This window comes from Sphingobium sp. TomMM15, from assembly GCF_055397045.1.
In genome coordinates, this window is record NZ_AP027315.1 from 192,949 (window position 1) to 217,937 (window position 24,989).

At 58.5% G+C, this 24,989-nt stretch carries 16 protein-coding genes and 1 pseudogene; 9 read left to right on the forward strand and 8 right to left on the reverse strand.

Features of this window, described 5'->3' with window-relative positions:
• The first annotated feature begins 331 nt into the window (after window positions 1–331).
• From ACZ51H_RS13740 to ACZ51H_RS13765, 6 genes and pseudogenes are all read left to right on the forward strand, one after another.
• Window positions 332–2,782, forward strand: coding sequence for a GcvT family protein (locus ACZ51H_RS13740; protein ID WP_464803318.1), 2,451 nt, complete (start codon window positions 332–334; stop codon window positions 2,780–2,782).
• Between the two features lie 73 nt (window positions 2,783–2,855).
• Window positions 2,856–3,602, forward strand: a complete 747-nt coding sequence (locus ACZ51H_RS13745) for an electron transfer flavoprotein subunit beta/FixA family protein (protein ID WP_464803319.1) — start codon at window positions 2,856–2,858, stop codon at window positions 3,600–3,602.
• Between the two features lies 1 nt (window position 3,603).
• Complete coding sequence (locus ACZ51H_RS13750) at window positions 3,604–4,533, forward strand: electron transfer flavoprotein subunit alpha/FixB family protein (protein WP_464803320.1); 930 nt, start codon at window positions 3,604–3,606, stop codon at window positions 4,531–4,533.
• A gap of 42 nt (window positions 4,534–4,575) precedes the next feature.
• A complete protein-coding gene (gene purU / locus ACZ51H_RS13755) occupies window positions 4,576–5,460 on the forward strand; it encodes a formyltetrahydrofolate deformylase (protein WP_464772908.1) in 885 nt (294 codons plus the stop codon).
• A gap of 51 nt (window positions 5,461–5,511) precedes the next feature.
• On the forward strand, window positions 5,512–6,420 hold the full coding sequence (locus ACZ51H_RS13760) for a bifunctional 5,10-methylenetetrahydrofolate dehydrogenase/5,10-methenyltetrahydrofolate cyclohydrolase (protein WP_464795270.1): 909 nt from the start codon (window positions 5,512–5,514) through the stop codon (window positions 6,418–6,420).
• Window positions 6,421–6,669: 249 nt separating this feature from the next.
• Window positions 6,670–7,761 (forward strand): annotated as a pseudogene (locus tag ACZ51H_RS13765) (IS630 family transposase).
• A 211-nt stretch (window positions 7,762–7,972) separates the two neighbouring features.
• Here ACZ51H_RS13765 and ACZ51H_RS13770 read toward each other — a convergent pair.
• A complete protein-coding gene (locus ACZ51H_RS13770; RefSeq protein ID WP_464803321.1) occupies window positions 7,973–10,231 on the reverse strand; it encodes a glycoside hydrolase family 3 N-terminal domain-containing protein in 2,259 nt (752 codons plus the stop codon).
• A gap of 300 nt (window positions 10,232–10,531) precedes the next feature.
• Here ACZ51H_RS13770 and ACZ51H_RS13775 point away from each other — a divergent pair, with 300 nt between their 5' ends.
• Complete coding sequence (locus ACZ51H_RS13775) at window positions 10,532–10,819, forward strand: hypothetical protein (RefSeq protein WP_464795272.1); 288 nt, start codon at window positions 10,532–10,534, stop codon at window positions 10,817–10,819.
• Between the two features lie 162 nt (window positions 10,820–10,981).
• Here the strand turns inward: ACZ51H_RS13775 and ACZ51H_RS13780 are convergent, their stop codons facing one another.
• The 7 genes from ACZ51H_RS13780 to xylB form a co-directional block, all read right to left on the reverse strand.
• Window positions 10,982–11,671 carry a TetR/AcrR family transcriptional regulator gene (locus ACZ51H_RS13780; protein WP_464803322.1) on the reverse strand — a complete coding sequence of 230 codons (690 nt, stop codon included), beginning with the start codon at window positions 11,669–11,671 and terminating at the stop codon, window positions 10,982–10,984.
• A gap of 94 nt (window positions 11,672–11,765) precedes the next feature.
• On the reverse strand, window positions 11,766–13,226 hold the full coding sequence (locus tag ACZ51H_RS13785; protein ID WP_464803323.1) for a GH39 family glycosyl hydrolase: 1,461 nt from the start codon (window positions 13,224–13,226) through the stop codon (window positions 11,766–11,768).
• A 109-nt stretch (window positions 13,227–13,335) separates the two neighbouring features.
• The gene (locus tag ACZ51H_RS13790) at window positions 13,336–15,705 is read right to left on the reverse strand and encodes a glycoside hydrolase family 3 N-terminal domain-containing protein (protein WP_464803324.1); all 2,370 of its coding nucleotides are present in this window, start codon (window positions 15,703–15,705) and stop codon (window positions 13,336–13,338) included.
• Window positions 15,706–15,893: 188 nt separating this feature from the next.
• Window positions 15,894–18,284, reverse strand: a complete 2,391-nt coding sequence (locus ACZ51H_RS13795; RefSeq protein ID WP_464803325.1) for a TonB-dependent receptor — start codon at window positions 18,282–18,284, stop codon at window positions 15,894–15,896.
• A 409-nt stretch (window positions 18,285–18,693) separates the two neighbouring features.
• Entirely contained in the window at window positions 18,694–19,590 is an 897-nt protein-coding gene (locus tag ACZ51H_RS13800; RefSeq protein WP_464803326.1) for an aldose 1-epimerase, read from the reverse strand.
• Window positions 19,560–20,873, reverse strand: coding sequence for a xylose isomerase (xylA, locus tag ACZ51H_RS13805; protein ID WP_464795277.1), 1,314 nt, complete (start codon window positions 20,871–20,873; stop codon window positions 19,560–19,562). Before xylA ends, ACZ51H_RS13800 begins: the two co-directional genes overlap by 31 nt.
• A 10-nt stretch (window positions 20,874–20,883) precedes the next feature.
• Window positions 20,884–22,326 carry a xylulokinase gene (xylB, locus tag ACZ51H_RS13810; protein ID WP_464803327.1) on the reverse strand — a complete coding sequence of 481 codons (1,443 nt, stop codon included), beginning with the start codon at window positions 22,324–22,326 and terminating at the stop codon, window positions 20,884–20,886.
• A gap of 113 nt (window positions 22,327–22,439) precedes the next feature.
• Here xylB and ACZ51H_RS13815 point away from each other — a divergent pair, with 113 nt between their 5' ends.
• On the forward strand, window positions 22,440–23,498 hold the full coding sequence (locus ACZ51H_RS13815) for a LacI family DNA-binding transcriptional regulator (RefSeq protein WP_464803328.1): 1,059 nt from the start codon (window positions 22,440–22,442) through the stop codon (window positions 23,496–23,498).
• A 51-nt stretch (window positions 23,499–23,549) separates the two neighbouring features.
• Complete coding sequence (locus ACZ51H_RS13820) at window positions 23,550–24,953, forward strand: sugar porter family MFS transporter (protein ID WP_464803329.1); 1,404 nt, start codon at window positions 23,550–23,552, stop codon at window positions 24,951–24,953.
• Window positions 24,954–24,989 lie beyond the last annotated feature (36 nt).

Consider the following 24,989-nt stretch of genomic DNA (forward strand, 5'->3'; position numbering starts at 1 on the left):
AACTGACGGTGGCCCAAAGCAGCCGCATTTCCCGTTCGCGCGGCCTTTAAATGGCCCATGCCCCCCTAGCCGGCCTGCACAGATACTACCCCGAGCGGGGTATTGTTACACCAGTCCATCATCAGCATTATGCCATCTATACAGTAGATTTCTTCCTGATGGGTGCGTCGTTCCAATGGCGGATAAACAGTTTGCCGGACGATCAAACGCTCCGATTAAAATTTACAGACCTGGTGCCGGGCGATGACTTGAGAGACCGGCATACCTCTTCACATGCGCATGTGAATACCTCTGCGCACTCGCCATATCGCAGACATCTGGAGTGTTTTCCGTGACGTCATATCCGAGTTCCGCCGAAGTCGTAATCGTAGGTGGCGGCATCGCAGGATGCTCCATAGCTTACCATTTGACCAAGCTGGGCATTTCCGACGTTGTGCTATGCGAGCGCAAGCAACTGACCTGTGGCACAACCTGGCATGCCGCCGGACTGGTGACCCAGCTCCGCGCAAACCGGCGGATGACAGAGCTTGCCTATTATACGGGACAGCTGTTCGGACAGCTGGAAGCCGAGACGGGCATGGCAACCGGTTATATGCAGCGGGGTTCGCTGCGCCTCGCCAAAACGCCCGAGCGGCTCGAAGAGCTTGCCCGTGGGGCATCAATGGGACGGAATTTCGGCTTGCCTGTCGAACCTGTTACGCCCGGCCAGATCAAGGAGCGCTGGTCGCCGGTAAACATCGACGGCATCGTCGGCGGTTTCTGGTTCCCCAATGACGGTCAGGTCAATCCCATCGACGTAACGATGGCTTATGCAAAGGGCGCGCGCATGGGCGGCGCCAAGATCCTTGAACAATGCCTCGTCAAGAACATCATCGTCGAAGGCGGCAAGGCCGTCGGCGTCATGACCGAGCAAGGCGAAATCCGGGCGAAGAAGGTCGTCATCACCGGCGGCATGTGGTCGCGCGATCTGGCGGCGCAAATCGGCGTAAGCCTGCCCCTGCATGCCGCAGAGCATTTCTACATCGTCACCGAGGCTATCCCGGAACTTCCGCGCAACCTGCCTGTCATGTTCGTCACTGACGAGCACGCCTATTATAAGGAGGATGCAGGGAAGCTCCTGCTCGGCTGCTTTGAGCCGAACGCCAAGCCTTGGGGCATGAACGGCATCTCGCCCGATTTCTGTTTCGATACGCTGCCCGAAGATTTCGACCATTTCGAGCCGATCCTGGAACTGGCAGTGAACCGTGTGCCGTTGCTGGCCAATGCGGGTATCCAGCTGTTTTTCAACGGGCCTGAAAGCTTTACCCCCGACGACCGCTACCTGCTGGGCGAAACGCCAGAGGTGCGCGGCCTGTTCACCGCTTGCGGCTTCAACTCTGTGGGCATCCTGTCTTCGGGCGGCGTCGGCAAGGTTCTTGCGGACTGGATCAACGACGGCATGCCCCCCGTGGAGTTGGTCGATGTCGATGTCCGTCGCACGGTCTCGTTCCAGACCAACAAGAAATATCTTCACGACCGGACGACGGAAACGCTCGGCGCAATGTACAACATGCATTGGCCCAACCTCCAGATGGAGACCGCGCGCAACGTTCGTCGCAGCCCCTTCCACGACCGCCTGATCGCCAAGGGTGCATGGATGACCGAAATGAACGGGTATGAACGACCCGGCTTTTTCGGCGGCGCAGGAACGACACCGAAAGTAGAATATTCCTATCATAAGCCGAGCTGGTTCGACGACACTGCTGCCGAATGCCGCAACACGGCGGAGAATGTGTCAGTCTTCGACCTCAGCTGCTATGTGAAATATCTGATGGAGGGCCGCGACGCTCTCAAGGTGCTCAACAAGCTTTCCGCCAATGAAATCGACGTCCCGGTCGGTAAGCTGGTCTATACCCAGTGGCTCAATCCCAAGGGCGGCATCGAGGCCGATGTCACAATCACGCGCCTGTCCGAAACGTCCTTCATGATCGTCACGATCGCTGCGTCGCAGCGCCGCGACATGGCCTGGCTGAAGCGGCATATCCCGGATGACGCGCATGCCCATGTGGTCGACATCACGTCTGGAATGCCGATGCTGGCGGTGATGGGACCCAAGTCGCGCGAATTGCTGCAGAAGATTTCGCCCGCCGACTTCTCCAACGAAGCCTTTCCTTTCGGCACCAGCCAGGAAATCGACCTCGGCTACGCGAAGGTCCGTGCCAGCCGCGTCACCTTTGTGGGTGAACTGGGTTGGGAACTCTACATGCCGGCTGAGTTCGCCCAGCATGTGTATGATGTCCTTGTCGAAGCGGGAACGGAGTTCGGACTTCGCGACGCTGGCTTTTTCGCCCTCAACTCCCTCCGCATGGAAAAGGGCTATCGCCACTGGGCGCACGACATCGGCGAGGAGGATACTCCGCTGGAGGGTGGCCTGGGTTTCGCGGTCGCGCTGGACAAGCCGGGCGGCTTCATCGGCCGAGATGCACTTCTGCGTCAGAAGGAAGCAGGCAAGCTCACCAAACGCCTCATCCAGTTCAAGCTGAAGGATCCCGACGCCCCGTTCGTCTTCCACAACGAACCGCTGTGGATCGGTGACCGGATAGTCGGCGACATCTCTTCGGGAGCTTATGGCCATCGCATCGGGGCTTCGCTGGGGATGGGTTATGTCCATCACGAGGATGGCGTCGACAAGGCGTTTCTGGAAGCGAGTAGCTTCGAGGTCGAGATTGCATGGAAGCGGCATGAGGTGGAGGCGCAGTTAGGCCCCTGGTATGATCCAAAGGGCCTGCGCATCAAGGCGTGAGCCGCTCAAGCCAGCATTCTCGCAACAACAGCTACACCCATTGAAGGCGCTTTAGCGTCGCCGGGAGGATATCATGCGCATTCTCGTTCCCGTGAAGCGAGTCATAGATTTCAATGTAAGGCCCAGGGTCAAGGCGGACGGAAGCGGCGTTGACCTTACCAACGTCAAGATGGCCATGAACCCCTTCGACGAAATCGCCCTTGAGGAAGCGATCCGCCTCAAGGAATCGGGTCAGGCGGCCGAGGTCATCGCCGTTTCCATCGGCCCCGCCAAGGCGCAGGACACCCTACGTACGGCATTGGCCATGGGGGCGGATCGCGCCATCCTTGTCGAGACCGACGCGGAAGTCGAACCGCTCGCCGTCGCGAAAATTCTGAAAGAGATCGTGGCGGAGACCGACCCAGGTCTCGTCATCCTCGGAAAACAGGCGATCGACGACGATGCAAACCAGACCGGCCAGATGCTCGCGGGCCTGCTGGGCCGACCGCAGGGCGCCTTTGCGAGCCGGATCAGCGTCGATGGCGACGCAATCGAGGTGACGCGGGAGATCGACGGTGGCCAGGAAACGGTAAGGCTACCCCTTCCAGCGATCATCACTGCCGATCTCAGGCTGAACGATCCTCGCTACGCCTCACTTCCCAACATCATGAAGGCGAAAAAGCAGCCGGTCGCGATAAAGAGTCCGGCAGATTACGGGGTGGATTGCACCCCGCGCATCAAGACCCTGAAGCTGGCCGAGCCGCCTGCCCGCTCCGCCGGTATCAAAGTCACCGATACGGACGCTCTGGCCGTCAAAATCAAGGAAATGGGAGTTGCCTGAGATGAGAACTCTCCTTTTGGTCGAGCATGACAATGGCGCGGTTAAGGACGCCACCCTGCCCGCCGTCACGGCCGCTGCCAAACTCGGCCCCGTCGACCTGCTGGTGGCCGGATTTGCGTGCCGCGCCGTAGCAGAGGCGGCTGCACGTATCACGGGCGTCGATAAAGTCCTTCTGGCCGATCACGCCTGTTACGAGCACGCGTTGCCGGAGAATGTCGCGCCGCTGGTGGCGGCCCTCATGACCGACCACGACGCATTTCTCGCCCCAGCGACAAGCATGGGGAAGAGTGTGGCGCCACGCGTCGCCGCGCTGCTCGATGTCATGCAGATTTCGGAGATCCTCTCCGTGGAAGGAGAAAGAATCTTCACCCGCGCGATCTACGCCGGAAATGTCATCGCGACCGTCGAATCCACAGATTCCAAGCTGGTGATCACCGTGCGGGGTTCGGCCTTTCCCATGGCACCCACGACAGGCGGTTCCGCCGCCATCGAGGAGGTTTCCATCGGGGCGGACGCCGGTCTGTCCACTTTTGTGGGTGCGGAAATCGCAAAGCTGGAACGCCCTGAACTGACCTCCGCCAAGATAGTGGTTTCCGGCGGTCGCGCGCTCAAGGATGCGGAAACGTTCGAGCAGATCATCATGCCATTGGCCGACAAGCTTGGCGCGGGCGTAGGCGCCAGCCGCGCCGCCGTCGACGCGGGCTATGCCCCCAACGACTATCAGGTGGGGCAAACGGGCAAGATCGTTGCTCCCGAACTTTATATCGCGGTCGGCATATCGGGCGCGATACAGCATCTGGCTGGCATGAAGGACAGCAAGACCATCATCGCCATCAATCAGGATGTGGACGCGCCGATTTTTCAGGTCGCCGATATCGGGCTCGTCGCCGATCTTTTCACCGCCGTCCCTGAACTGACCGCAAAGCTGTGAAGCCCACGCCGCGCAACTGGGCATAGAATTTTGGAGAAGAATGTGACGACCGATATCCTCACCGTATCCTGTCCGTCAAAGCGCGGGATCGTGGCCGCCATTTCCAGCTACCTGGCAAGCCAGGGTTGCAGCATCTCGGATTCATCGCAATTCGATGATGTGGAAACCGGCACCTTCTTCATGCGGGTCAGCTTCATCTCCGAAGAGGGGAAGGCGCTTTCGGAGATCGCGGAGGGCTTCACGCCGATCGGCGCAGAATGGAATATGAATTTCGAGTTTCATGATTCCACAGTCAGGATGAAGGTCATCCTGATGGTGTCCCGCTTTGGACATTGCCTGAATGACATTCTGTATCGATGGAAGATCGGCATGCTGCCGATCGACATCGTGGGCGTCATCTCCAACCATTTCGATTACCAGCATCTTGTGCTCAGTCACGACCTGCCGTTTCACCATATCAAGGTGACCAAGGATAATAAGGCTGAAGCCGAAGCCGAACTGATGGCAATCGTCGAGCGCACGCAAGCCGATCTCATCGTCCTTGCCCGCTATATGCAGGTGCTTTCGGACGAACTGTGCCGCAGGATGCCGGGCCGGGTCATCAACATCCATCACAGTTTCCTGCCGGGATTCAAGGGGGCGAAGCCCTATCACCAGGCCCACAAGCGCGGCGTGAAACTCATCGGCGCCACCGCCCATTACGTTACCGCGGAACTGGATGAAGGCCCGATCATCGAGCAGGAAACGATAGCCGTTACACATGCCCAGAGCGCCGACGATTATGTATCCATTGGACGGGATGTGGAGAGCCGCACATTGGCCCGCGCGATCCACGCCCACATACATCATCGCGTATTTGTGAATGGCGACCGGACGATCGTTTTTCCCGCCAGCCCGGACAGCTACGCCGCCGATCGCGTGGGCTGAAATCACCGACGGCACCCGGCCGTCCACAACACCCGAATGACAAGGCTGACCATGGCGAAGATCATTGACGGCAAAATGATGGCCGAGGGCATTCTGGAGACCGTTCGCCGCGACGTGGACGCCTTTCAGACGCGCTGCGGCATCGCGCCCACCTTGGCGGTCATTCTGGTCGGTGATGATCCGGCGAGCCATGTCTATGTCTCGCGCAAGTTGAAGGCCTCCAAGCGGGTCGGCATAGCGTCGATCGAGCGGCGCCTGCCGAGCGAAACGGCCCAGGACGCCCTTCTGGCGGAGATCGATGCGCTGAACATCGATCCCTCCGTGCATGGTATATTGGTCCAGCTACCGCTGCCGCAGCACATTGACGCAAGCGTGGTGCTGGACCGCATTTGCCCGTCGAAGGATGTAGACGGTTTCCACCCCGTGAACGTCGGTCGGCTCTCTACGGGCACTCAGGGACTGATCCCCTGCACGCCGCTCGGTTGTCTTCTTCTGCTTGAAAGCGTGGTGCAAGACTTTTGCGGCCTCAAGGCAGTCGTCATCGGAAAGTCCAACATCGTCGGCAAGCCTGTCGCCCTGCTTTTGCTGGAAAGAGAATGCACCGTCACCGTCACGCACATCAACACGCGGAATCTGCCGTCCATCGTTTCAACCGCCGACATCGTGATTGTGGCCGCTGGCAGTCCCGGCCTGGTGCGCGGCGGCTGGGTCAAGCCCGGAGCGATTGTGATAGACATCGGCATCAACAAGATTGTCGACAAGGATGGCCGGAGCAGGATCGTGGGTGATGCGGTGACTTCCGAGCTGGATCACGCCGCGGCCGTCACCCCTGTGCCCGGCGGCGTCGGACCCATGACCATCGCATGTCTCCTGTCGAATACCGTCCGCGCAGCCAATATGATGACGGCTGGCTCCTCACCGGACGTTCAACGGACCATATCCGTCCCTCGCGTGGCTTAGTGGCCGCACGAGCAGTCAGGGCAAGTCAGTTGCTGCGGGGCACCTGCCCATATTGAAGCAACGGATCGGCATCCAGGCCGACATTCACTTCCCCAACCACGTCGATGAACAGCGAAAACAGCTCCAGCGCGCTTCCCCTTGTGCTTTATCCAGCGCGCATCTTCCTTGTTGTTGCCCCCTAGTCACCTGGAACTGAAGTAAGCATCATTATATGGTGCCTATGTCGATCAGGCCGCGGAGGCATGAGAGATGGTGGGTAGGCAAGCGGATTTGGTGGTTTTGAGCGCGGCGGACGGGTCCTTTCTCGAAGGTCAGGTCCGGCGTCGCAAAACACCGCTTTCCCTATCCGACCGGTGCCGAATGGTTCTGCTCTGTGCGGAGGGGCTGCAGAGCAAGGAGGTGGCCGCACGCCTCAATGTCCATGAGCATACGGTGGGCAAGTGGCGGCGTCGGTTCGTGCAGGATGGCATTGAGGGGCTGGCCGATGAGTACCGGGCGGGTCGACCGCGTTCAGTATCGGATGGACCGGTGGCTGGGGTGATCGAGCGCACGCTGAACACCATGCCGAAGGATGCCACCCACTGGTCATCCGCTCCATGGCAGCCGATTCTGGGTTGTCGCACACCACCATCCGCCGAATCTGGAGTGCATTTGGCCTGCAGCCACACCGGTCAGAGACATTCAAGCTGTCGATCCGCTGTTCGTCGACAAGGTGCAGGACATAGTTGGCCTGTACATGTCGCCACCGAACCGGGCGGCCGTGCTGTGCGTGGATGAAAAGTCGCAGATCCAGGCGCTGGATCGCGAGCAGCCGGTCTTGCCCATGGCGCCCGGCGTGCCTGAGCAGCGCACTCATACTTACATCCGCAACGGTACGACATCATTGTTCGCAGCGCTCGATATCGCCACCGGCGCGGTGATCGGCAAGTGCTACAAACGACACCGCGCAACCGAGTTCCTCGACTTCCTCAAGCGGATCGATGCCGAGATGCCCAAGGGACCAGACGTGCACCTTGTGATGGACAACTATGCCACTCACAAGACACCGAAGATCAAGGCCTGGCTAGCGCGTCGTCCCCATTGGCATGTCCATTTTACACCAACATCGGCCTCTTGGATCAATCAGGTTGAGCGTTGGTTCGCCGAATTGACGCGCAAGCAGTTGCAGCGCGTGCCCACCGATCGACGGCGGAACTCGAAGCTGACATCATGGCATTCATTGCGGCTCACAATGAAAACCCCAAGCCATACAAATGGGTGAAGTCAGCCGACGAGATCCTCGCCTCGGTCAAACGCTTCTGCCAAAAAATAATGAACCGAACTTCGGATTCAGGTGACTAGGGGGCCCGACTCATTATGTCGCAACCATATGCGGATGGAAGCGAGTTGGACTGAGGCGAGGAAGTTGTTGTCGCGCTTGTCGTATCGGGTGGCGCCGCTGGGCTTGATGTTGGCCCATACGCCGCGCGCGACCATCTCGGTCCTGAGCGCGGCCGTTACAAGTCCAGAAAGGATTCCATCTGCTCAAAAACGCCCTAGGTGCGCCGTCAGATCAAGCGACCTCAAACTCTTCCGCCAGCCCTGCCGCCTCAGCGGACTGCGCGATCCATAATTTGAAACGGCCAGCCTCGATCAAGGGCTTCAGATCGACGCCGATGAAGGCAAGGTCTGCGGCCCGCAAATCCAGCGTCACCTGTTGCGATTGGCCCGGCGCCAGTTCGACATGCCGGTAGGCCTTCAGCTCACGGATAGGCTGGGTGACGGATGCGACGACATCCTGTACGTAGAGCTGCACCAATTCCCGGGCAGCATATTGCCCATGGTTGCTGACCGTGACCGTGACGCGCAGCTGGCCGTCCATCCCGATTTTCTTGGAGGAAAGGACGAGATCGGAATAGCTGATCTTTCCATAGGTCAGGCCATGGCCGAATGGAAAGCGCGCCTCATATTTCGACGTGATATAGCGCGTGTTGTTTGGGCGGCCCGGCCGCCGGTGCGCATAATAATAGGGCACCTGCCCCGCCGAGATGGGGAAGCTGACCGGCAGGCGGCCGGACGGGCCAGTCGCGCCGAACAGGATATCGGCAGTGGCATTGCCCGTTTCGGAGCCCAGAAACCAGGTGACCAGAATCGCCGGAGCATCAAGGATCGCCCCTTCCAATGCCAGTGCCCTTCCATTCCGCAAGGCGACTATCATCGGCTTGCCGACTGCGGCGACCGCCTCTGCAAGGGCCTGTTGCGCGGGGGGCACGACAATCAGATCGCGCGATGCGGCCTCGCCCGACATCGCTTCGCGTTCTCCCACTGCAAGGATGACGATGTCAGCGGCACGGGCAGCTGCGACGGCGGCGTCGATACCGCCTTCAATGGGGCTGGTAATATCGCTGCCCTTTACGATGCTGACCATCGAAGCGTCGGCAACGGCCGTCCGCACCGCGCTAGCCAGATCGACTGCTTCCTTGTTGTCCGCAAACAGCGTCCAGGGACCGTGCAAGTTGCTCGGCCCCTCGGCAAACGGCCCGATGATGGCGATGCGCTTGCCCTTGCGTGGCAGGGGCAGCAAATCTCCCTCGTTCTTCAACATGACGATCGATCGCCTGGCTGCCTCGCGCGCGAGCGACAGCGCAGGCTTTGTGCGCATGCGCGTCTGCTGGCGCTTCAGGTCCATGCGCCGGAACGGATCCTCGAACAGGCCAAGCTGTTCCTTCAGCGCGAGGACGCGGCCGACCGCCTCATCAACCCGCTCCATCGGCACTTCGCCCGCCTGCACCAGCGAGGGCAGATGGTCGCGATAGATGCCACTCGCCATGCTCATGTCGAGTCCGGCCATGATTGCGATCCGCGCGGCGTCGCGGGCGTCGGCGGCCAAACCACGGGCCGCGATCTCCACATCGCCGTTATAGTCGCCAACGACCAGTCCATCGAACCCCATCTCGCCGCGCAATATGTCGGTTAGATATTCGCGGCCGCCATGAATGGGACGCCCCGCGATATCCTCAAACGCGGCCATGACGGTGGCGCAGCCCGCGTCGATGGCTGCCTGAAACGGCGGAAGATAGACTTCCCGTAGCGTCCGCTCCGAAATGTCGGCTGTATTATAATCCAGCCCACTTTCTGCAGCGCCATAAGCGACGAAATGCTTCATGCACGCAGCAACCGATGCATCGTTCGAGAGCGAACGGCCCTGAAATCCCCGCGTCCGGGCGCGGGCCATGTCCATGGACAGAAGCACATCTTCGCCAGCGCCTTCGACTGTCCGGCCCCAACGGGCATCGCGGCCCACATCGACCATCGGTGCGAAGACCCAGTCGAAGCCGGTTGCCGCCATCTCCTCCGCTGCTGCACGGGCAGTGCGCTCGGCAAGATCGGGGTCGAAACTCGCCGCCTCAGCCAGTGGAACCGGGAAAACCGTGCGATAGCCGTGAATGACATCGCCCGCGAAGATCATGGGGATGCCGAGCCGTCCCTTCATCGCGGCAGCCTGCAACTTGCGATGCGCATCCACGCCAAAGCCGTTGAAAACGCCGCCCAATCGTCCCGCCTGCGCGTCGCCAACAAGATTTTCGACATTCTTGACTGCGGCAGCGGGGTTGATCTTGGCTGCGGCGGCGGAGGTCCAGGGGGTTGGCATCAGCGTCAGCTGCCCCGCCTTCTCTTCGATCGTCATCTGCGCAATCAGCGATTTCACGCGGCTCGACAGCGGGCGGCGTACGGCCCCCATCGCCGCAGGGATGCCCGATGCCTGCCATGCGAAAAGGCATGCGGAGCTAATCAGGACAGATCGGCGGCTGATGGTGGTATCGCGGAACATCTCGGGCAAACTCCAATAAAAAAGGCAGGTGTGGCGAGCGCTCTTTACGAGCTGATTTCCTTGCCGTCGGCGCAGCGCGGTCCTTTCAGCCAGCCGCCCAAGCGATCGCGCCAGCGATCATATTGGGATGCTTCGGTTCCTACCCTTAGCCATCATCGCCTCGGCCGTCTCTCTCCCACGAGATTAGTGTCGTTCAGCAGCGAGCAAGGCATACTCATACATCTACATGCAAGTAAACAGTCTCGTTGCATTTTTTCGAGTTCCTGTTAGATGTACTGCCATTCGTTGATGGAGATTTGGATGATGAAGCAATTGATTCTAGCCGCGACAGTCCTGGCCATGGCCCCCCTCCCCGCTTTCGCTCAAACGGCTTATTCAAGCTCGACGACGGAAATCGGCACGCTGCTGGACGATCCTGCGGCAAAGGCTATTCTGGAAAGGCATGTTCCTGGCATGACCACCAACGACCAGGTCGATATGGCCCGGTCGATGACGCTGAAGGATATCCAACAATATTCGCCCGATCAGATCACCGACAAGGTGCTTACCGAAATCGACGCAGACCTTGCCAAGCTGAAGGCTAAGTAAGGCTGGAGCGTTTTCGAAGCAGATGAAGTCGCCTCCTGGCTCGGAGAACGCGGAAAACAAAACATAAATAGAGCATAAGCCGATTCAACGTGATCGGTTTATGCTCTGTTCGGTGGGCCGGGGATGAATATCCGGCCAGTCCTGCTCATGCCGTTTATGGCATCACCAACTTTCCCTGCCGCGCAGCAGAACGTCTACGGCTTGTGAAGCAAATTCCGCTGCTTCGGCTGGACTGATGGTCCGTACCGTTTCCTCGGTCCTGCGCCACCCCTGTATCATGCTCAACAATTGTATAGCCGTTCGCCTGGGGTCCTTTGGAGGTACAGGATCGTTCCGCGTACCTCTTATTATTTCCTCGGTCAGAAATTCGACTTCGTAGTTATAGCCTACCTGATAGAATGTTTCAGCAATTTCAGGAAATCGGTGCGCTGTTGTTGCAATTAACTGGCTAAATTTCTGAACTTCAGGACTGGCGAGCATATGGATAAAGGTTTGCGCGTGTCGCCGCAGACTTTCCGAAAACTCTTCTGGTATGTCACTATTACGTCTGCTGGCTTCGTCAGACCATGTACGGACACGATCTTCGACGACTGCCTTCATCAGTGCATCCTTGGTCGAATGCCGAATATATAGGGTTCTTTTTGAAACCCCCGCAGCTAGTGCCACGGCTTCCATCGAGGTGGTTTCGTAACCGACCGAAAGAAATAATTCCTTCGCTGCCGATAAAATAGCCTCTTCGATCTCGCCCGCCTTTTTATTCGGTGGGCGTCCCATGCGTCTAACGGGCGCGCATCCGGAATTAGATTCTGCGCCTCTCCCTGAACCGCATTTCTTCGCTTCCTTCACCCGCATGTCCCGTTTTCGTTAGGCGTATCCACTTATGAACATATCGCTTGAGCAGCAAGCCGTCCAAGGTCGATGGACCGCCTGCATTCAACAAAGCAGATCAGGCCGTCAATTCGATCAGGGCCAAACCTTCAGGCGGCAGATCCAGCGTCAGGACGCCCTGCCCATCTAGGCGCCGCGTTTCTGGCGGAGCGAGTTCGGCCGCTCGCCGTATCTGCTCGATCTGGTCCTTTTTCGGATATTGCGGCGAACCCAGCTCGCGCCATTTGGGAAGAGGCGAACCCCTCTCCTGATCGACATAGCTGACTTGCACGCTCTTGCCCGGAGCGGCTCCCTTCAGCTTGACCTCGATTTTTTTACGCTCTCCCGTGACGATCCGCTGGTTGCTCATGCCTGGGATGCCCGCAGGCTGCTTCACCTCGGCCAGGTTCCACACCAAAGCCGCTGCCCCGTTTCGCGTCTTGCTCGCCAGAGTCGGCCCCGTCGCTGATAGTCGGCGCTGGCCGAGCCGGTGCAACAATTTGTAGCTATTGAAAGCCGGCCGCGCGATGCCGCGTTGGGCCAGCATGCCCCATCCACCATCACCTTCCTTAAGGATGAAGTTGGGGAAGTTGATTTCCTCAAACACATTGCTGATGCACCATTGCGCCATGGCATGGCAGTAGGGCAGGCAATTGCTGATGATATGCGCAATCATCGCCGGGCTGTCTGACGACCATTCTGACAGCCATAGTTCGGCGCCCTTGTATCGCGTCGCGTCGATCTGGCTTCTGACCTTGGCCATGGCCGCCGGAATCACGTCCTTGTGAGGATAGCGATTGGCCTCGCCGAACAGCTCCTTCTGATCGTCCCCGGCATAGATGTGCGTTGACACGAAATCGACAGGCAGATTTTCCTGCGCACAGAAGCCCAGGAACTCGGGAATCCACTGCGCCGCCGCAGAAGATGGCCCGCCGACGCGCAGCTTGGGATCAACTTCCTTGATTGCCCGTGCTGCGGCTTTGTACATTGCGAAATAGTCAGCCTGCGTACCGCTGAAGAACCAGTTGAGATTGGGCTCGTTCCAGACCTCGAAATACCATTGGCGCACCGCAGAGGCCCCGTAACGATCCAGCAAGTGACGCACGAAAACCTGAATGAAGGCGCCCCACGCCTCTGGAGAGGCCGGTGGACTGATGTTGGCATCATAGGTGAAATTGAGCTTCTTATTCGCGCTGGCGAGCTTCTTGGGCATGAAGCTCAATTCGACAAAGGGCTGGACACCTCTTGCCAGCACGCCGTCATAGACATCATCGACGTTCTGGAAGTTGGGGTCCTTGCCGTTCATGCCGCCAGGCCAGACACCCAGATCATCGTTGAAGATGCCGTGGAAACGTACGCGCTCAAGCCCCGTTTCATTATGGAAGCGCTCGAGATCGTGGCGCCAGCTTTCGCGCAGCGTTACGGACGCACGATCCGATCCGGCGCAACGGGACCAGATATGATCAAGCGCACCCGCGTCGCGGCGCAGATCGATCTCGACATGTTCGGTAGCAATTTGCCCAAACGCTGGCCTGGCCACAGCAGAAGCTGCCAAAGCTGCCGCACCGGCCCCAATTATTTCTCGGCGGTCCCACATCACTTTTACTCCTCAGGCAGCCGCGTTACGGCGCCCTCTCCAACTTCGCCGATCAAACGACCGTGAGCTTTACCGATTTCAGGCTAGCTGAACTGGACCCCGCGTGGATGGTGAAAGTTCCCGGTTCGACGACATAAGCCATATCGATGTTCCAGAAGGCCAGGCTATCGGGATCAAGACTGAACTTTACCGTGCGTTTCTCGCCGGGCTTCAATGTCACACGTTCAAACCCCCGCAGTTCCAAAACCGGGCGCGGCACGGAACTTACATCGTCACGAACATAGAGCTGGACGACCTCATCGCCTGTTCTGGGACCGCTATTGGTGACATCCACTTCCACTATGGCCGTTTCCCCGATTGCGATCGTGGATTTCGCGAGGCGAGGCGCGGAAATGTCGAATGTCGTGTAGCTGAGGCCATAGCCGAAAGGGAAGAGCGGCGTTATTTTGGTCTCAACATAGCGCTTGCCGGTCTTGGCCGATGGGTGCTGATTGTAGAACATCGGCAGGTCACCGACCGAGCGCGGGAAAGTGACCGGCAGCTTCCCACCCGGGTTGATCTTCCCAAACAGCACATCGGCGAACGCATTCCCGCCTTCCTGTCCAAGGTACCAGCCCTCGATCAAAGCATTGGCCTTTTCAGCCAAGCGATTGACCGAAAGAGGGCGTCCATTGATCAACAAGGCGATTATGGGTTTCCCCGTCGCGATCATGGCTTCGACCAGCGCATCCTGATCGCCGAAGAGGTTGAGGGTGTTGCGATCGCCCGGCGCACCTCCGTGAATCGCTTCTCGCGTGATTTCCGGAACGTCGCCAACGACGAGCAGTATTACGTCTGCCCGCTTTGCAACCTCCACTGCCTGAATGATGCGCGCGGCGTTCTCAGCAGGATCGGGATACCGGGCAGCGCGAGCCGGCAAATGCTGGCCCGTTGGGTCAGGCTTGATGATCTGAACACCTTCAGCATGTTCGACGGATACCGCCGGACCAGCAGCCGCTTTCACACCTTCCAAAATCCCCACGGCTTGAGCGTTCACCGAGGAATATCCCCCAAACAACGGCTCGACCGCATTGGGTCCGATCACCGCAATCCTTTGCGGCCTGGCGGTATTGATCGGCAATATGCCGTCATTCTTGAGGAGCACTATCGATTTCTGCGCGACTTTGCGGGCAAGCGCCTTACTCGTCGGCGCATTGACCTGGCGCAGCGCGCGCGGTTTGCTGACATAGGGATTTTCAAACAGACCAGCTTCAAATTTCAGCGCCAGAATGCGGGAAACAGCTACATCCAGACTCGCTTCGGGGACGCGCCCGGAACGCACCAGTTCGGGTAAACGGGCGTAGGCTTGGCCCTCAGGCAATTCAGCATCGACGCCCGCATGTACCGCCATCACCGCAGCCTCATCATCATTCGCTGCCATATAATGTTGGGTGACGAGATTGGTGATGCCGCCATAGTCGCTGAAATAGGCGCCGCGAAAACCCAGTCGCTCTCGGCCCGTGCGCTGGAGCAGTTCATAACTGGCATGTGAGGGAACGCCCTCAAGCTCGTTATAGGACGGCATGATGACGGCCGGGTCAGTTTTCTTGATCACCTGGGCAAAGGGCACGAGGAAATTTTCGCGCAGCGTCCGCTCGCTCATGTCGGCGGGCGCGGTATTAAGCCCACCCTCGGGCGCCCCGTGTATGAAATGCTTGAGCGTCACGAATACCTTGTCCGCCGCCAAGGGGCGTGTCCCCTGCTGGCCACGCACGGACGCGATACCCATTTGACTCACCAGATAGGGATCCTCGCTGAAAAACTCCTCCACCCGGCCAAATCGTGGATCACGGGCTAGGTCGAGGACGGGACTAAGCGCAACCGTTGCGCCCCGCATCCGAGCCTCGCGCCCCGCAAGTTCGTAAGCCTGCTCAACCAAAGCTGGGTCCCACGTACTGCCCAGGCCCAGCGGAATTGGGAAGATCGTCGCGTCCCTCGCTTTAAGACCATGAGCCGTCTCCTCATGGAACAGTGCGGGAATGCCCAGACGCGTATTTTCGACCAGATGTCGTTGAATGGCGTTGACGAGGTCGATCGTCTCTCCAGGTGAACGGTAATTGTCCTTGGCTACACGCGCCGTTCCGTTGGTATCACTCGGGTTACCGATCTGACCGATGCCGTTCACGAAGACCTGCTTGGCCTTCTCCGGCGAAAATAGGTCGCCCTCTAGAAACAGCGATTTTGTGTAGGCGATCGACCGCATCTGCGCGGCTTTTTCTTCCAAAGTCATCCGGCTCAACAAATCGCGTACGCGCTCTTCGATGGGAGCTTTCGCGTCGCGATATCGGGGCTTGCCCGCAACGTCGGCCATGGCCGTAACTGGCATCGCCAGAGCGGTTGAAGCGATGAACATGCGCCGCGTAAGGGCGAGCCGGTCAGCCAAGGAATCCTCCGTTCAAAAAGTCATAGGCGTCCCGCAACGTAGTAGGCGGATCGTCATATGAAAATCTTACAACAGGAAGAGGGGAAAAGTAAACAGGGCCGTACCATTATATCCTTGCGCCAACGATTTTTCCAGCGTCGGAGCACGAAAAGGCCCGCCAGCGCATAACGCTGGCGGGAGTGGAGAGTTTAGAAACGGAACGACCCGGAGATACCGAACTCCCGTGGATTGGTGAGGTTCACAGAGCGATATCCTGAATCGAAGATCACACCAGGACCGCCCAGGACGTTGTTCCCGGTGATAGTCGCATTGTTGATGCTGATGTTAGTGACCTTGTTCTGATTCAGCAGGTTGCGGACAAAAGCCGATACTTCCCACTTGTTCGTATCTCCACCTCGCAAACCGACGAACAGGTTGATGAGTTCGCGATGAGGATAACGGTACTGCTGATTCTGAGAATAAACGCTCGGGCGATAGGTGATCAGGCCACGAATGAACGGCTGGATTGGCCCAGTTCCGAAGCGGTATTCGCTGTTCGCAGTGAGGCTGAAATCAGGCACGTCCGCAAGACGCGAGTTGCGCTGACAATAGCTAACATTGTTGACTCCGCCGAATGCCGGATTGGGAACAACGATGGACTGATTGGTCACCGGATCCACCGTGTTGCACGGCAGGAGCGCATTTTTATAACGCGCCTTCACGTACGACATGCTGACTGACACGTCCCAATTGTCTGTCGGCCGACCTGCGAGGGTCGCCTCAATGCCCTTAACTGTGGCTTTGCCATTATAATTATAATCGGCGTTCGTATCCACGGTGCCGTCCGGCGGGCCGAAATATACGCCATCCGGAACGCCATCACCCGTAACGTCGATATTGGTGCCCTGATCGGTCGCAATCCCGGTGAAGCGGGAGATGAAGTTATCGAACTTCTGGTAGAAGGCTGCAACGTCGAGCGACAAGCGACGATCAAAAAAGGCTGACTTGAAGCCCACTTCAAAAGTATCGGCATGCTCCGCTTTGCTGATTGCCAGATCCTGACTGACATTCTGCGGTACGCCGACGCCTGCCGTCGGAGCACGGAATGAACGCCCATATGCTCCGTAGACGGTGAGATCCGGGGTAGCTTTGTAAGTCAGCGTGGCAGATCCAGTGAATGGATGCGATTTCTTCTCGAAATCTACGATCGGGAATGTTCCAGCGCCCGGAATGGAGATGGTTGCGAACTGCTTTCCGCTGATAACTGAATAACGGCCCGCCGCTTCAAAGGTCAGCTTGTCAGTAGGCTGGAGCCGAACACTGCCGGCCACAGAGTAGCTTTCACCACTAACAGGTATGTTGATCACGCCGGGGACAGGAAAAATGGGAGCCACAGGAACGGGGACACCGGGTACGCTGGGAATGTAATCCAACGGTTTATCGACTGTCACATTGCCGGTATTCTTGCTGTAAGTACCGCCGATCGTCCAGTTGAAGAAGCCATCATTGTTGGACATCAACCGCAGTTCACCGGAGTCGACATTGTAGGGCGTACGCGTGATCTGGGTTGGCGCATAGTTGTGGATCGCATTCCCCGCGTCAAACTCCCCATATTGGGTGAGTTTGGTCTCCTGATGTCCGCCGACGAATGACAGGGTGACGGGACCCAGATCATATTTCGCATCCAGGGTGAGCAGATGGCTATTATTAATGAAGCGGCTGCGCCCTTCTGCCAAGGTATAGCGATCATCCAATCCGACCGGCGGATTGCCAATTACAGGATTGCCTGGACCAAAGACCTGCGGGTACAGAATATTATCAGCATTCAAATACTGATACATCACATTGATGTCGAAGCCGTCCGTCGGCTGAAACGCAACCGACAGCCGGGCGCTTTCGGTTCGACTTTGCGAACGGTCGCCACGAACGATATTGCGCACCTGGTTCAAACGGTTGCCATCGACCAGCATCGAGGCGCGTATGGCAAGCTTGTCCTCGATTACCGGCAGCGATACGCCGCCCTGCACGTTGTAGCCGGCATCTTCGGTCGCGCTGCCCTGCACATAGCCCTCGATCTTATTGAGGTTCGCGCGGCGGGTCCGAATGGTAATGGCACCCGATGGAGCCGTACGGCCGCGCAGGCCGCCCTGCGGTCCGCGCAAGACTTCGATCTGATCGATGTCGTAAATAGCAGTGAAAGCCGTTTGCGCATCGATTGGAACTTCATTGAAGTAAAGATCAACTGCCGGTCCGGTCCCCTGGTCAGGGTCGAAGTTTACGCCACGCAGAGTTGCGGAGTTCGCACGACCATTGTCGTTGCGCAGCTCAAGGCCCGGAGCAAGCTGCTGCACATCCTTGACATCGAAAATTTTAAGGCGTTCGATTTGCTCGCCTGTCGCGACGTTGATGCTCATCGGAACATTCTGCAACGACTCGGCCCGGCGTGTCGCGGTCACGACGATTTCGGCGCTGGATTGATTAGCCCCTGTCGAGACGTTGCCATTCGCTTCCTGAGCCCAGACGGGCGCCGACAGGCCGCAAGCTGCGCTGGTTGCGAGCAATAGCGACAATGTGTGTGTACGCAAATTCCTTTGCATCATCCTCTCCCCATAGATTGTTCAAACTTAACTTTTCACGTCTGGCTGGACTTTGCCGAAAGCACCGCTTTTCAGCTTCACCCAAAAAGCGCAAACTTAACCAATACTGCTGTGTCGCCGCACATGACCTGAGAAACCGCTGTCGCTTGACGTGCCTAAGCGCGCTTTGCACTTGACACCTACGCCTCTTAGGACAGGCTTTGGTAGCGCTATCTTTATAATCGAAGCGTAACGGTAGCCTCTCGTTGATTCCCCTTTTTTTGTGTGACGGAAGAATCCTGACGCAACCAAGTGCAAAAGTAAACTGGGCCGGAGATTTTTTTCTGGGTGTTGCTATTTGCCAACAAAAGCAGTGGCTCGACGAGCCCTTAACCATTTCCGCTCACCCATGCAGTTTGCCTAGCGCCGAAACCTAAGAATAGGGCTTGCTTCCGTTCCTAGTGGCGCGAAACGACGTCACTGCCGCAAAGCTTTCCCCCGGCTTTAGCCATTTGACGTCATCAGGTGAAGAGTTGAGAGCGTTAGTCGCGTGGCTAACTGGCTCGACGCAGATAAAATTCTGTCCCTCCGGCGTGTAGACTACCGTATGAGGCAGCGCATCTCCTGGTTGGATTACGAGCGACAAATTACGGGAAGGCCATGAAATTGATAAGGCCCCCTGCCGGTTCGTGTAAACAGTATCCACTCGGCGCTCTTCCACGCTGCGGCCGCCCCACCAATCAATTCCCCGGTCTTTAAGGTCCAAGTCTTGCGGGAGACAGTCTCCATCATTTCGCCACTCGCCATGATGCAGCCCATAATAGACCGTGTTGCAATCCCGAGGGAAATAAGGATGAAGTCCCAGTCCTGCGGGCATCAGGCTTTGACCATGATTTATTATTTGCAACCCGATCGTTAGCCCTTCCTCCGTTAGTTCAAACTGCTGCTCGGCATAATATGGCCAGGGCCATTCCCCTTCCAAATAATGATGGCCAAGCGTCACGCTGTTCACATCAGAGTGTTCGACAGTCCAAGACGCCAGCCATCCAAATCCATGCAGTGTATGCGGATGGTCTGAACCGGGGAAGTTCGGTCTCAGCTGCACTTCGCGCCCATTGGCCTGGAAGCGGCCAAAGGCGATCCGGTTTGAAAAGGGCACTAATGGAAAACAGGCAACGTCCAATATTGTAGGACCGCAGGCGGGGCGAAGCAACGCTTCACCCTGCCACTCGAACGCCAAGATCGAGCCGCCACGTTCCGGCTCCAACAAAAGGCGGTAATCGCCTGCTCGGATTTCCATCAGAAGCGGTTCACCATATTTTCCAGCCACTCCTGGCGGCCCGATCGCAACTGCGGCGCCAGATCGCGGGAAACCGCAATGTCGGCGATCGAAGCGAGCGTCGCATTATTGGAATGAACGGCCTGCCCCAAATCTTCCTTCCAGCCAGAATAGCGTTCCGCACGGAACGCATCGACGCGCCCGTCCTCGATGATCGCCGCCGCCTTGATGAGCGCATGCGCGACCGTGTCGATCCCGCCAATGTGGCCGTGGAAAAGATCGACCGCGTCTACGCTCTGCCTCCGCACCTTTGCGTCGAAATTGAAGCCCCCGTCATTAAAGCCTCCCGCGCGGATAATCTCCAGCATGGCCAGGGTCAGCTCCTCGACCGAATTGGGAAATTGGTCCGTGTCCCATCCATTTTGGTGATCGCCGCGGTTTGCATCGATCGATCCAAAGAGGCCAAGCGCCCGTGCCATGGCGATTTCATGCTCAAATGTGTGGCCTGATAAAGTGGCGTGGTTCGCCTCAATGTTCACGCGAACTTCGCCTTCCAGGCCGAAGCGCTTCAAGAAGCCGTAAACGGTCTGAGTATCGAAATCATATTGATGCTTGGTCGGCTCGTGCGGCTTGGGCTCAATCAGGATCGTTCCTTTGAAGCCAATGCGATGTTTATGATCGACGACCAGGCTTAAGAAACGGCCGAAATTTTCCTGCTCAATGCCGATCTCCGTATTGAGGATCGTATCATAACCTTCGCGACCGCCCCACAATACATAGTTGGCTCCGCCCAAACGATGGGTGGCTTCCAACGCGTCTCGAACCTGGCTCGCGGCCCAGGCGTATACTTCGGGATCCGGATTGGTTGCCGCGCCCGCCATATAGCGGGGATGGCTGAACAGGTTGGCCGTGCCCCACAACAGCTTGCGGCCATGCTGGGCTTGCAGTTGCTCCAGATGATCAACAGCCTCGGCAAAACTTTTGCGAAAATCGCCGATCGTGTCGGCATCCGCCATCACATCGACATCGTGGAAGCAGTAGAAAGGCACGTCGAGCTTTTCGATGAAAGAGAGCGCTGCCTCTCGCTTCGATCGCGCCGCCGACGCGTCGTTGGCACCTGCATGCCAGGGGCGCCGGAAGGTGCCGCCGCCGAAAACATCACTCCCCGGCCAGCAGAAGCTGTGCCAGAAGCACACGGCGAAGCGCAGATGGTCTTCCATGCGCTTGCCCAATATGACGCGATCCTTGTCATACCAGCGGTAGGCAAGGTCATTGGCGCTTTCCGGCCCTTCATAGCCGATGGTCGGGAATTCAGCGAAATAACTGGCGGACACGAATTTCTCCTTACAAAGACTTGAGGGCCGAATAGGCCGCTCTGAAGCGGGCAAGCCGCGGCGCGAGACGATCGGCGAGCGCCGCATCGGGTTCTATGACGTCCGAAATAGATGGGCGGGTACAAGCTTCAGCGGCGCTTGCTCCGGTCACGGCCATGAGGGCAAGCTTAGCCGCCCCCAGCGCAGGCCCCACTTCTCCACCTTCCAAATAGGCAAGGCGCACGTTCAATGCGGCTGAGATGATCGAACCCCAATAGCGCGATCGCGCGCCGCCGCCGATGACCGCAAGCTCCTCGATCGTCGTACCCGCCTGGCGCAGTACGGCAATACCGTCTGCGTGCGCAAAGGCCACGCCTTCCAGAACGGCCGCTGCGATGCGCCTTCGATCCGTTTCATTGTCTATGCCCAGCACAGCGCCGCGAATATGCGAGTCATTGTGTGGCGTACGCTCGCCCGAAAGATACGGTAAAAACAGTTCAGACCCCACTCCGCTGCCAGCCTCCTGCGCCAACGCGAAGAAATCCGCGGGGCCGTCCGCCCCTACCGCCTTCACACCCCAGTCGATGCAGGACGCGGCGGACAAATGCACGCTCATTTGGTGCCACATCGCTGGCAGGCAGTGGCAGAAGGCATGTACCGCTCCATCAGGGTTCGGCCGAAACGCGCTTGTAGCGACGAAAATCACGCCTGAAGTGCCAAGCGACAACAGTGCGTCCCCTTCGTTGACCACTCCAATGCCAGCGGCGCCCGCTGCGTTGTCACCACCCCCAGCCGCCACGGGCACGGCAGCCATGCCCCACCGCGCGGCCACTTCGGGACGCAACACGCCCGTGATCCCACTGCCCTCGAAAAGGACAGGCATATGCTGCCGCGAAAGCCCGCTGGCGGCCAGCATAAGGTCGCTCCAGTCGCGTGCCCCCACATCAAGCCACAATGTCCCGGCGCTATCCGACAGATCGGACGCCATCTCGCCGGTCATGCAAAGGCGCACATAATCCTTGGGCAGCAACACCTTGTGAACCCGGTCGAAAACTTCAGGCTCATGCTCCCTCACCCACATCAACTTTGGCGCGGTGAAGCCTGGCATGGCAAGATTCCCCGTAATCGCGCGCGATTCCGGAATCTCCTCCTCTAGCTTTCGGCATAATTGGAAGCTGCGTCCATCATTCCACAGGATGGCGGGGCGAAGCGGCTTATGGTCCGCCCCCAGCAGCGTCGCGCCATGCATCTGCCCCGCGAGCCCGATTCCCTGCACCCGTGCGCGCAAGTCATCAGGCAGCGCAATAATGGCGGCTTCGGTTGCCTGCCACCAGTCCTGGGGATCTTGCTCAGACCATAAAGGGAAAGGCCGTGATACATTTAACGGCGCGTTCCCAGTCGCCAGCACTTTGCCATCCTGCGCGGCTATCACGGCTTTAACGCCCGATGTGCCAATATCTATGCCGAGAAACATCTCGCTAAACCCTCTCCTAACCTGCGTAGGTAGCGCTAACATTCGTCATCATGCAAGAGGCTTGCTCAACCTCTCCCTTCCGAATAGGCGATACAAAAGGGGAAATGCAGAAGATGGTCGTCAAAAGAGGTTCGCGCCGCAGAACCGAAGGACCCACAGTTGCCGATGTCGCGCACGCGGCGGGCGTGTCCCCAATGACCGTGTCCCGCGTTATCAACCATGATCAGCGGGTGAAAGACGCGACTCGCAAAAAGGTCGAAGTGGCCGTTGCCGCCTTGGGTTATGTCCCGAACGCTGCAGCACGCGCTTTGGCGGGGGCACGGCAATGCCGCATCGTCTTGCTATACGGCAATCCCAGCGCCGCCTATCTAAGCGAATTTCTTCTCGGAAGCCTCAGCTCTGCCCGAGAGAATGATGTCGAACTGATCGTCGATAAAATTGACCCGCTGGAAAAGCCCGTCATGCTCGCTGCCAGACTTGTCGCACACAGGGTCGATGCGGTGTTATTGCCGCCGCCGCTCTGCGACGACACAGAACTGCTCAGCGCTCTGCAAAAATGCGGTCTCGCGGCCGCTCAGGTTGCATCCGGACAGCCAGCGCCTTCCTCTCATGCCGTGCTCATAGATGATGAGGAAGCGGCGTTCACAATGACTCAGCATATCCTGGCGCGCGGACATCGCCGTATCGGGTTCGTCGCAGGCGACCCCAACCAAACCGCCAGTCATCTTCGGCGACAAGGCTATGAACGCGCTTTGCATTTGGCGGGGATCAAGCCGGACAAGAAGTTGGTCGCGCAGGGAAATTTCACCTACCGAGGCGGGCTTTCCGGAGCAGCCACGCTACTCGACATCACATCGCCGCCCAGCGCCATCTTCGCAGCCAATGACGACATGGCGGCGGGCGTGGTGAGCGCCGCGCACCAGCGCGGATTGGATGTGCCCAGCGATCTCACCGTTTGCGGGTTCGACGATACCGCCATCGCCACGACAATATGGCCCGAACTCACCACGATACGCCAACCGATTTCGGCTATGGCCAGCGTTGCGATCGAAATTCTTGCCCAGGCCGTGCGATCCAAGCGCCCCTTGGCGCGCGCTCAGCCTCAACATGTAAAACTTGATTACGAACTGGTCGTCCGCGGATCTGATGCAGCGCCTCAGCTAAAGACTTGACCACGTCCACAACTTTGCCATGGTAGCGCTCACAATAGGAGAGGTTCAGCTATGCATCGGGTTGCACAGGAGCGGGTCAATCTGGCTTTGATCGGCCGTATAGTCGCGGTTGCCACGATCGGCGGCTTCATGTTCGGATATGACTCCGGGGCAATCAACGGCACGCAAGAGGGGCTTCGCCACACCTTCGGACTTGATGAGGCTCAGCTTGGCCTGACGGTCAGCGCTTTGTTGCCAGGCTGTGCATTGGGCGCCTTCCTCGCGGGCCGCTTCGCGGATATCTGGGGCCGTCGTACCGTCATGATCGTCGCGGCGATCCTCTTCATCATCAGCGCCGTCGCCTCCGGCGGAGCATTCAGCGCAACAGCCCTCGCCATCGCCCGCTTCTTCGCTGGAATGGCGGTGGGCGCGGCAAGCGTCCTTTCCCCCGCCTACATCAGCGAAGTTACGCCCGCGCATATACGCGGAAGGCTGTCCAGCATGCAGCAGGTGATGATCATCTCGGGTCTGACCGGAGCCTTTTTCGCCAATTATTATCTCGCAGGCATCGCGGGATCCTCGCTTGGAACGGCTTGGGCCGGGCAGCCTGCCTGGAGATGGATGTTCTGGGTTCAAGCCGTACCGGCCCTATTGTTCCTGGTGGCGCTATTCGGCATCCCGGAAAGCCCCCGCTTCCTAATCGCCAAGGGGCGACTGCAACAGGCCAGGCTGGTTCTGGATCGCCTGCTCGGCCCACAAGCCGCAGCCGAGAAAATGAACGAAATTAGCGCATCGCTTTCTCACGATCACCAGCCCAGCCTGGCCGATATTCGCAAGCCGGGCGGCGGTTGGCGCAAGATCGTCTGGGTCGGCATTGGCCTGGCCGTGTTCCAGCAACTCGTCGGGATCAATGTCGTCTTCTACTACGGCGCGGTACTCTGGCAGGCCGTGGGTTTCACAGAAAGCGACGCTCTGAAGATCAATATCGCGTCTGGGGCCGTATCGATCCTCGCATGCCTCGTATCGATCCTGCTCATCGACCGGATCGGGCGGCGGCCGCTTCTGCTGATCGGCTCCGCAGGCATGACAGCCACGCTCGCAACGCTGGCCTGGTGCTTTGGCAATGCGGCCATGGTCGACGGCGCCCTTCGCTTGCCGGCAGGGCTCGGCCTCGTCGCGCTGCTCGCTGCCAACATCTACGTGATATTCTTCAACCTCAGTTGGGGTCCGGTCATGTGGGTCATGCTTGGCGAAATGTTTCCCAACCAGATGCGCGGGTCGGCCCTTGCCGTGGCAGGCGCTGCGCAGTGGCTCGCGAACTTTCTTGTCAGTTCAAGCTTCCCTTGGCTGGCGAAGAATATCGGGCTGCCCGTCACCTATGGCGCATATACCACCTTTGCCCTGCTATCCCTGCTGTTCGTCTTTATGACGGTTCAGGAAACCAAGGGGATAGAGTTGGAGGCGATGCAGGGATAGCGGGTTGCCCAAAGCCTGGCGACCTCTGGATCGCCA

Coding starts and splice junctions, on each gene's coding strand:
- ACZ51H_RS13745 (WP_464803319.1), top strand. CDS start 2,856: ATGCGCATTCTCGTTCCCGTGAAGCGAGTCATAGATTTCAATGTAAGG.
- ACZ51H_RS13750 (WP_464803320.1), top strand. CDS start 3,604: ATGAGAACTCTCCTTTTGGTCGAGCATGACAATGGCGCGGTTAAGGAC.
- ACZ51H_RS13760 (WP_464795270.1), top strand. CDS start 5,512: ATGGCGAAGATCATTGACGGCAAAATGATGGCCGAGGGCATTCTGGAG.
- ACZ51H_RS13770 (WP_464803321.1), bottom strand. CDS start 10,231: ATGTTCCGCGATACCACCATCAGCCGCCGATCTGTCCTGATTAGCTCC.
- ACZ51H_RS13775 (WP_464795272.1), top strand. CDS start 10,532: ATGATGAAGCAATTGATTCTAGCCGCGACAGTCCTGGCCATGGCCCCC.
- ACZ51H_RS13780 (WP_464803322.1), bottom strand. CDS start 11,671: ATGCGGGTGAAGGAAGCGAAGAAATGCGGTTCAGGGAGAGGCGCAGAA.
- ACZ51H_RS13795 (WP_464803325.1), bottom strand. CDS start 18,284: ATGATGCAAAGGAATTTGCGTACACACACATTGTCGCTATTGCTCGCA.
- xylB (WP_464803327.1), bottom strand. CDS start 22,326: ATGTTTCTCGGCATAGATATTGGCACATCGGGCGTTAAAGCCGTGATA.
- ACZ51H_RS13815 (WP_464803328.1), top strand. CDS start 22,440: ATGGTCGTCAAAAGAGGTTCGCGCCGCAGAACCGAAGGACCCACAGTT.
- ACZ51H_RS13820 (WP_464803329.1), top strand. CDS start 23,550: ATGCATCGGGTTGCACAGGAGCGGGTCAATCTGGCTTTGATCGGCCGT.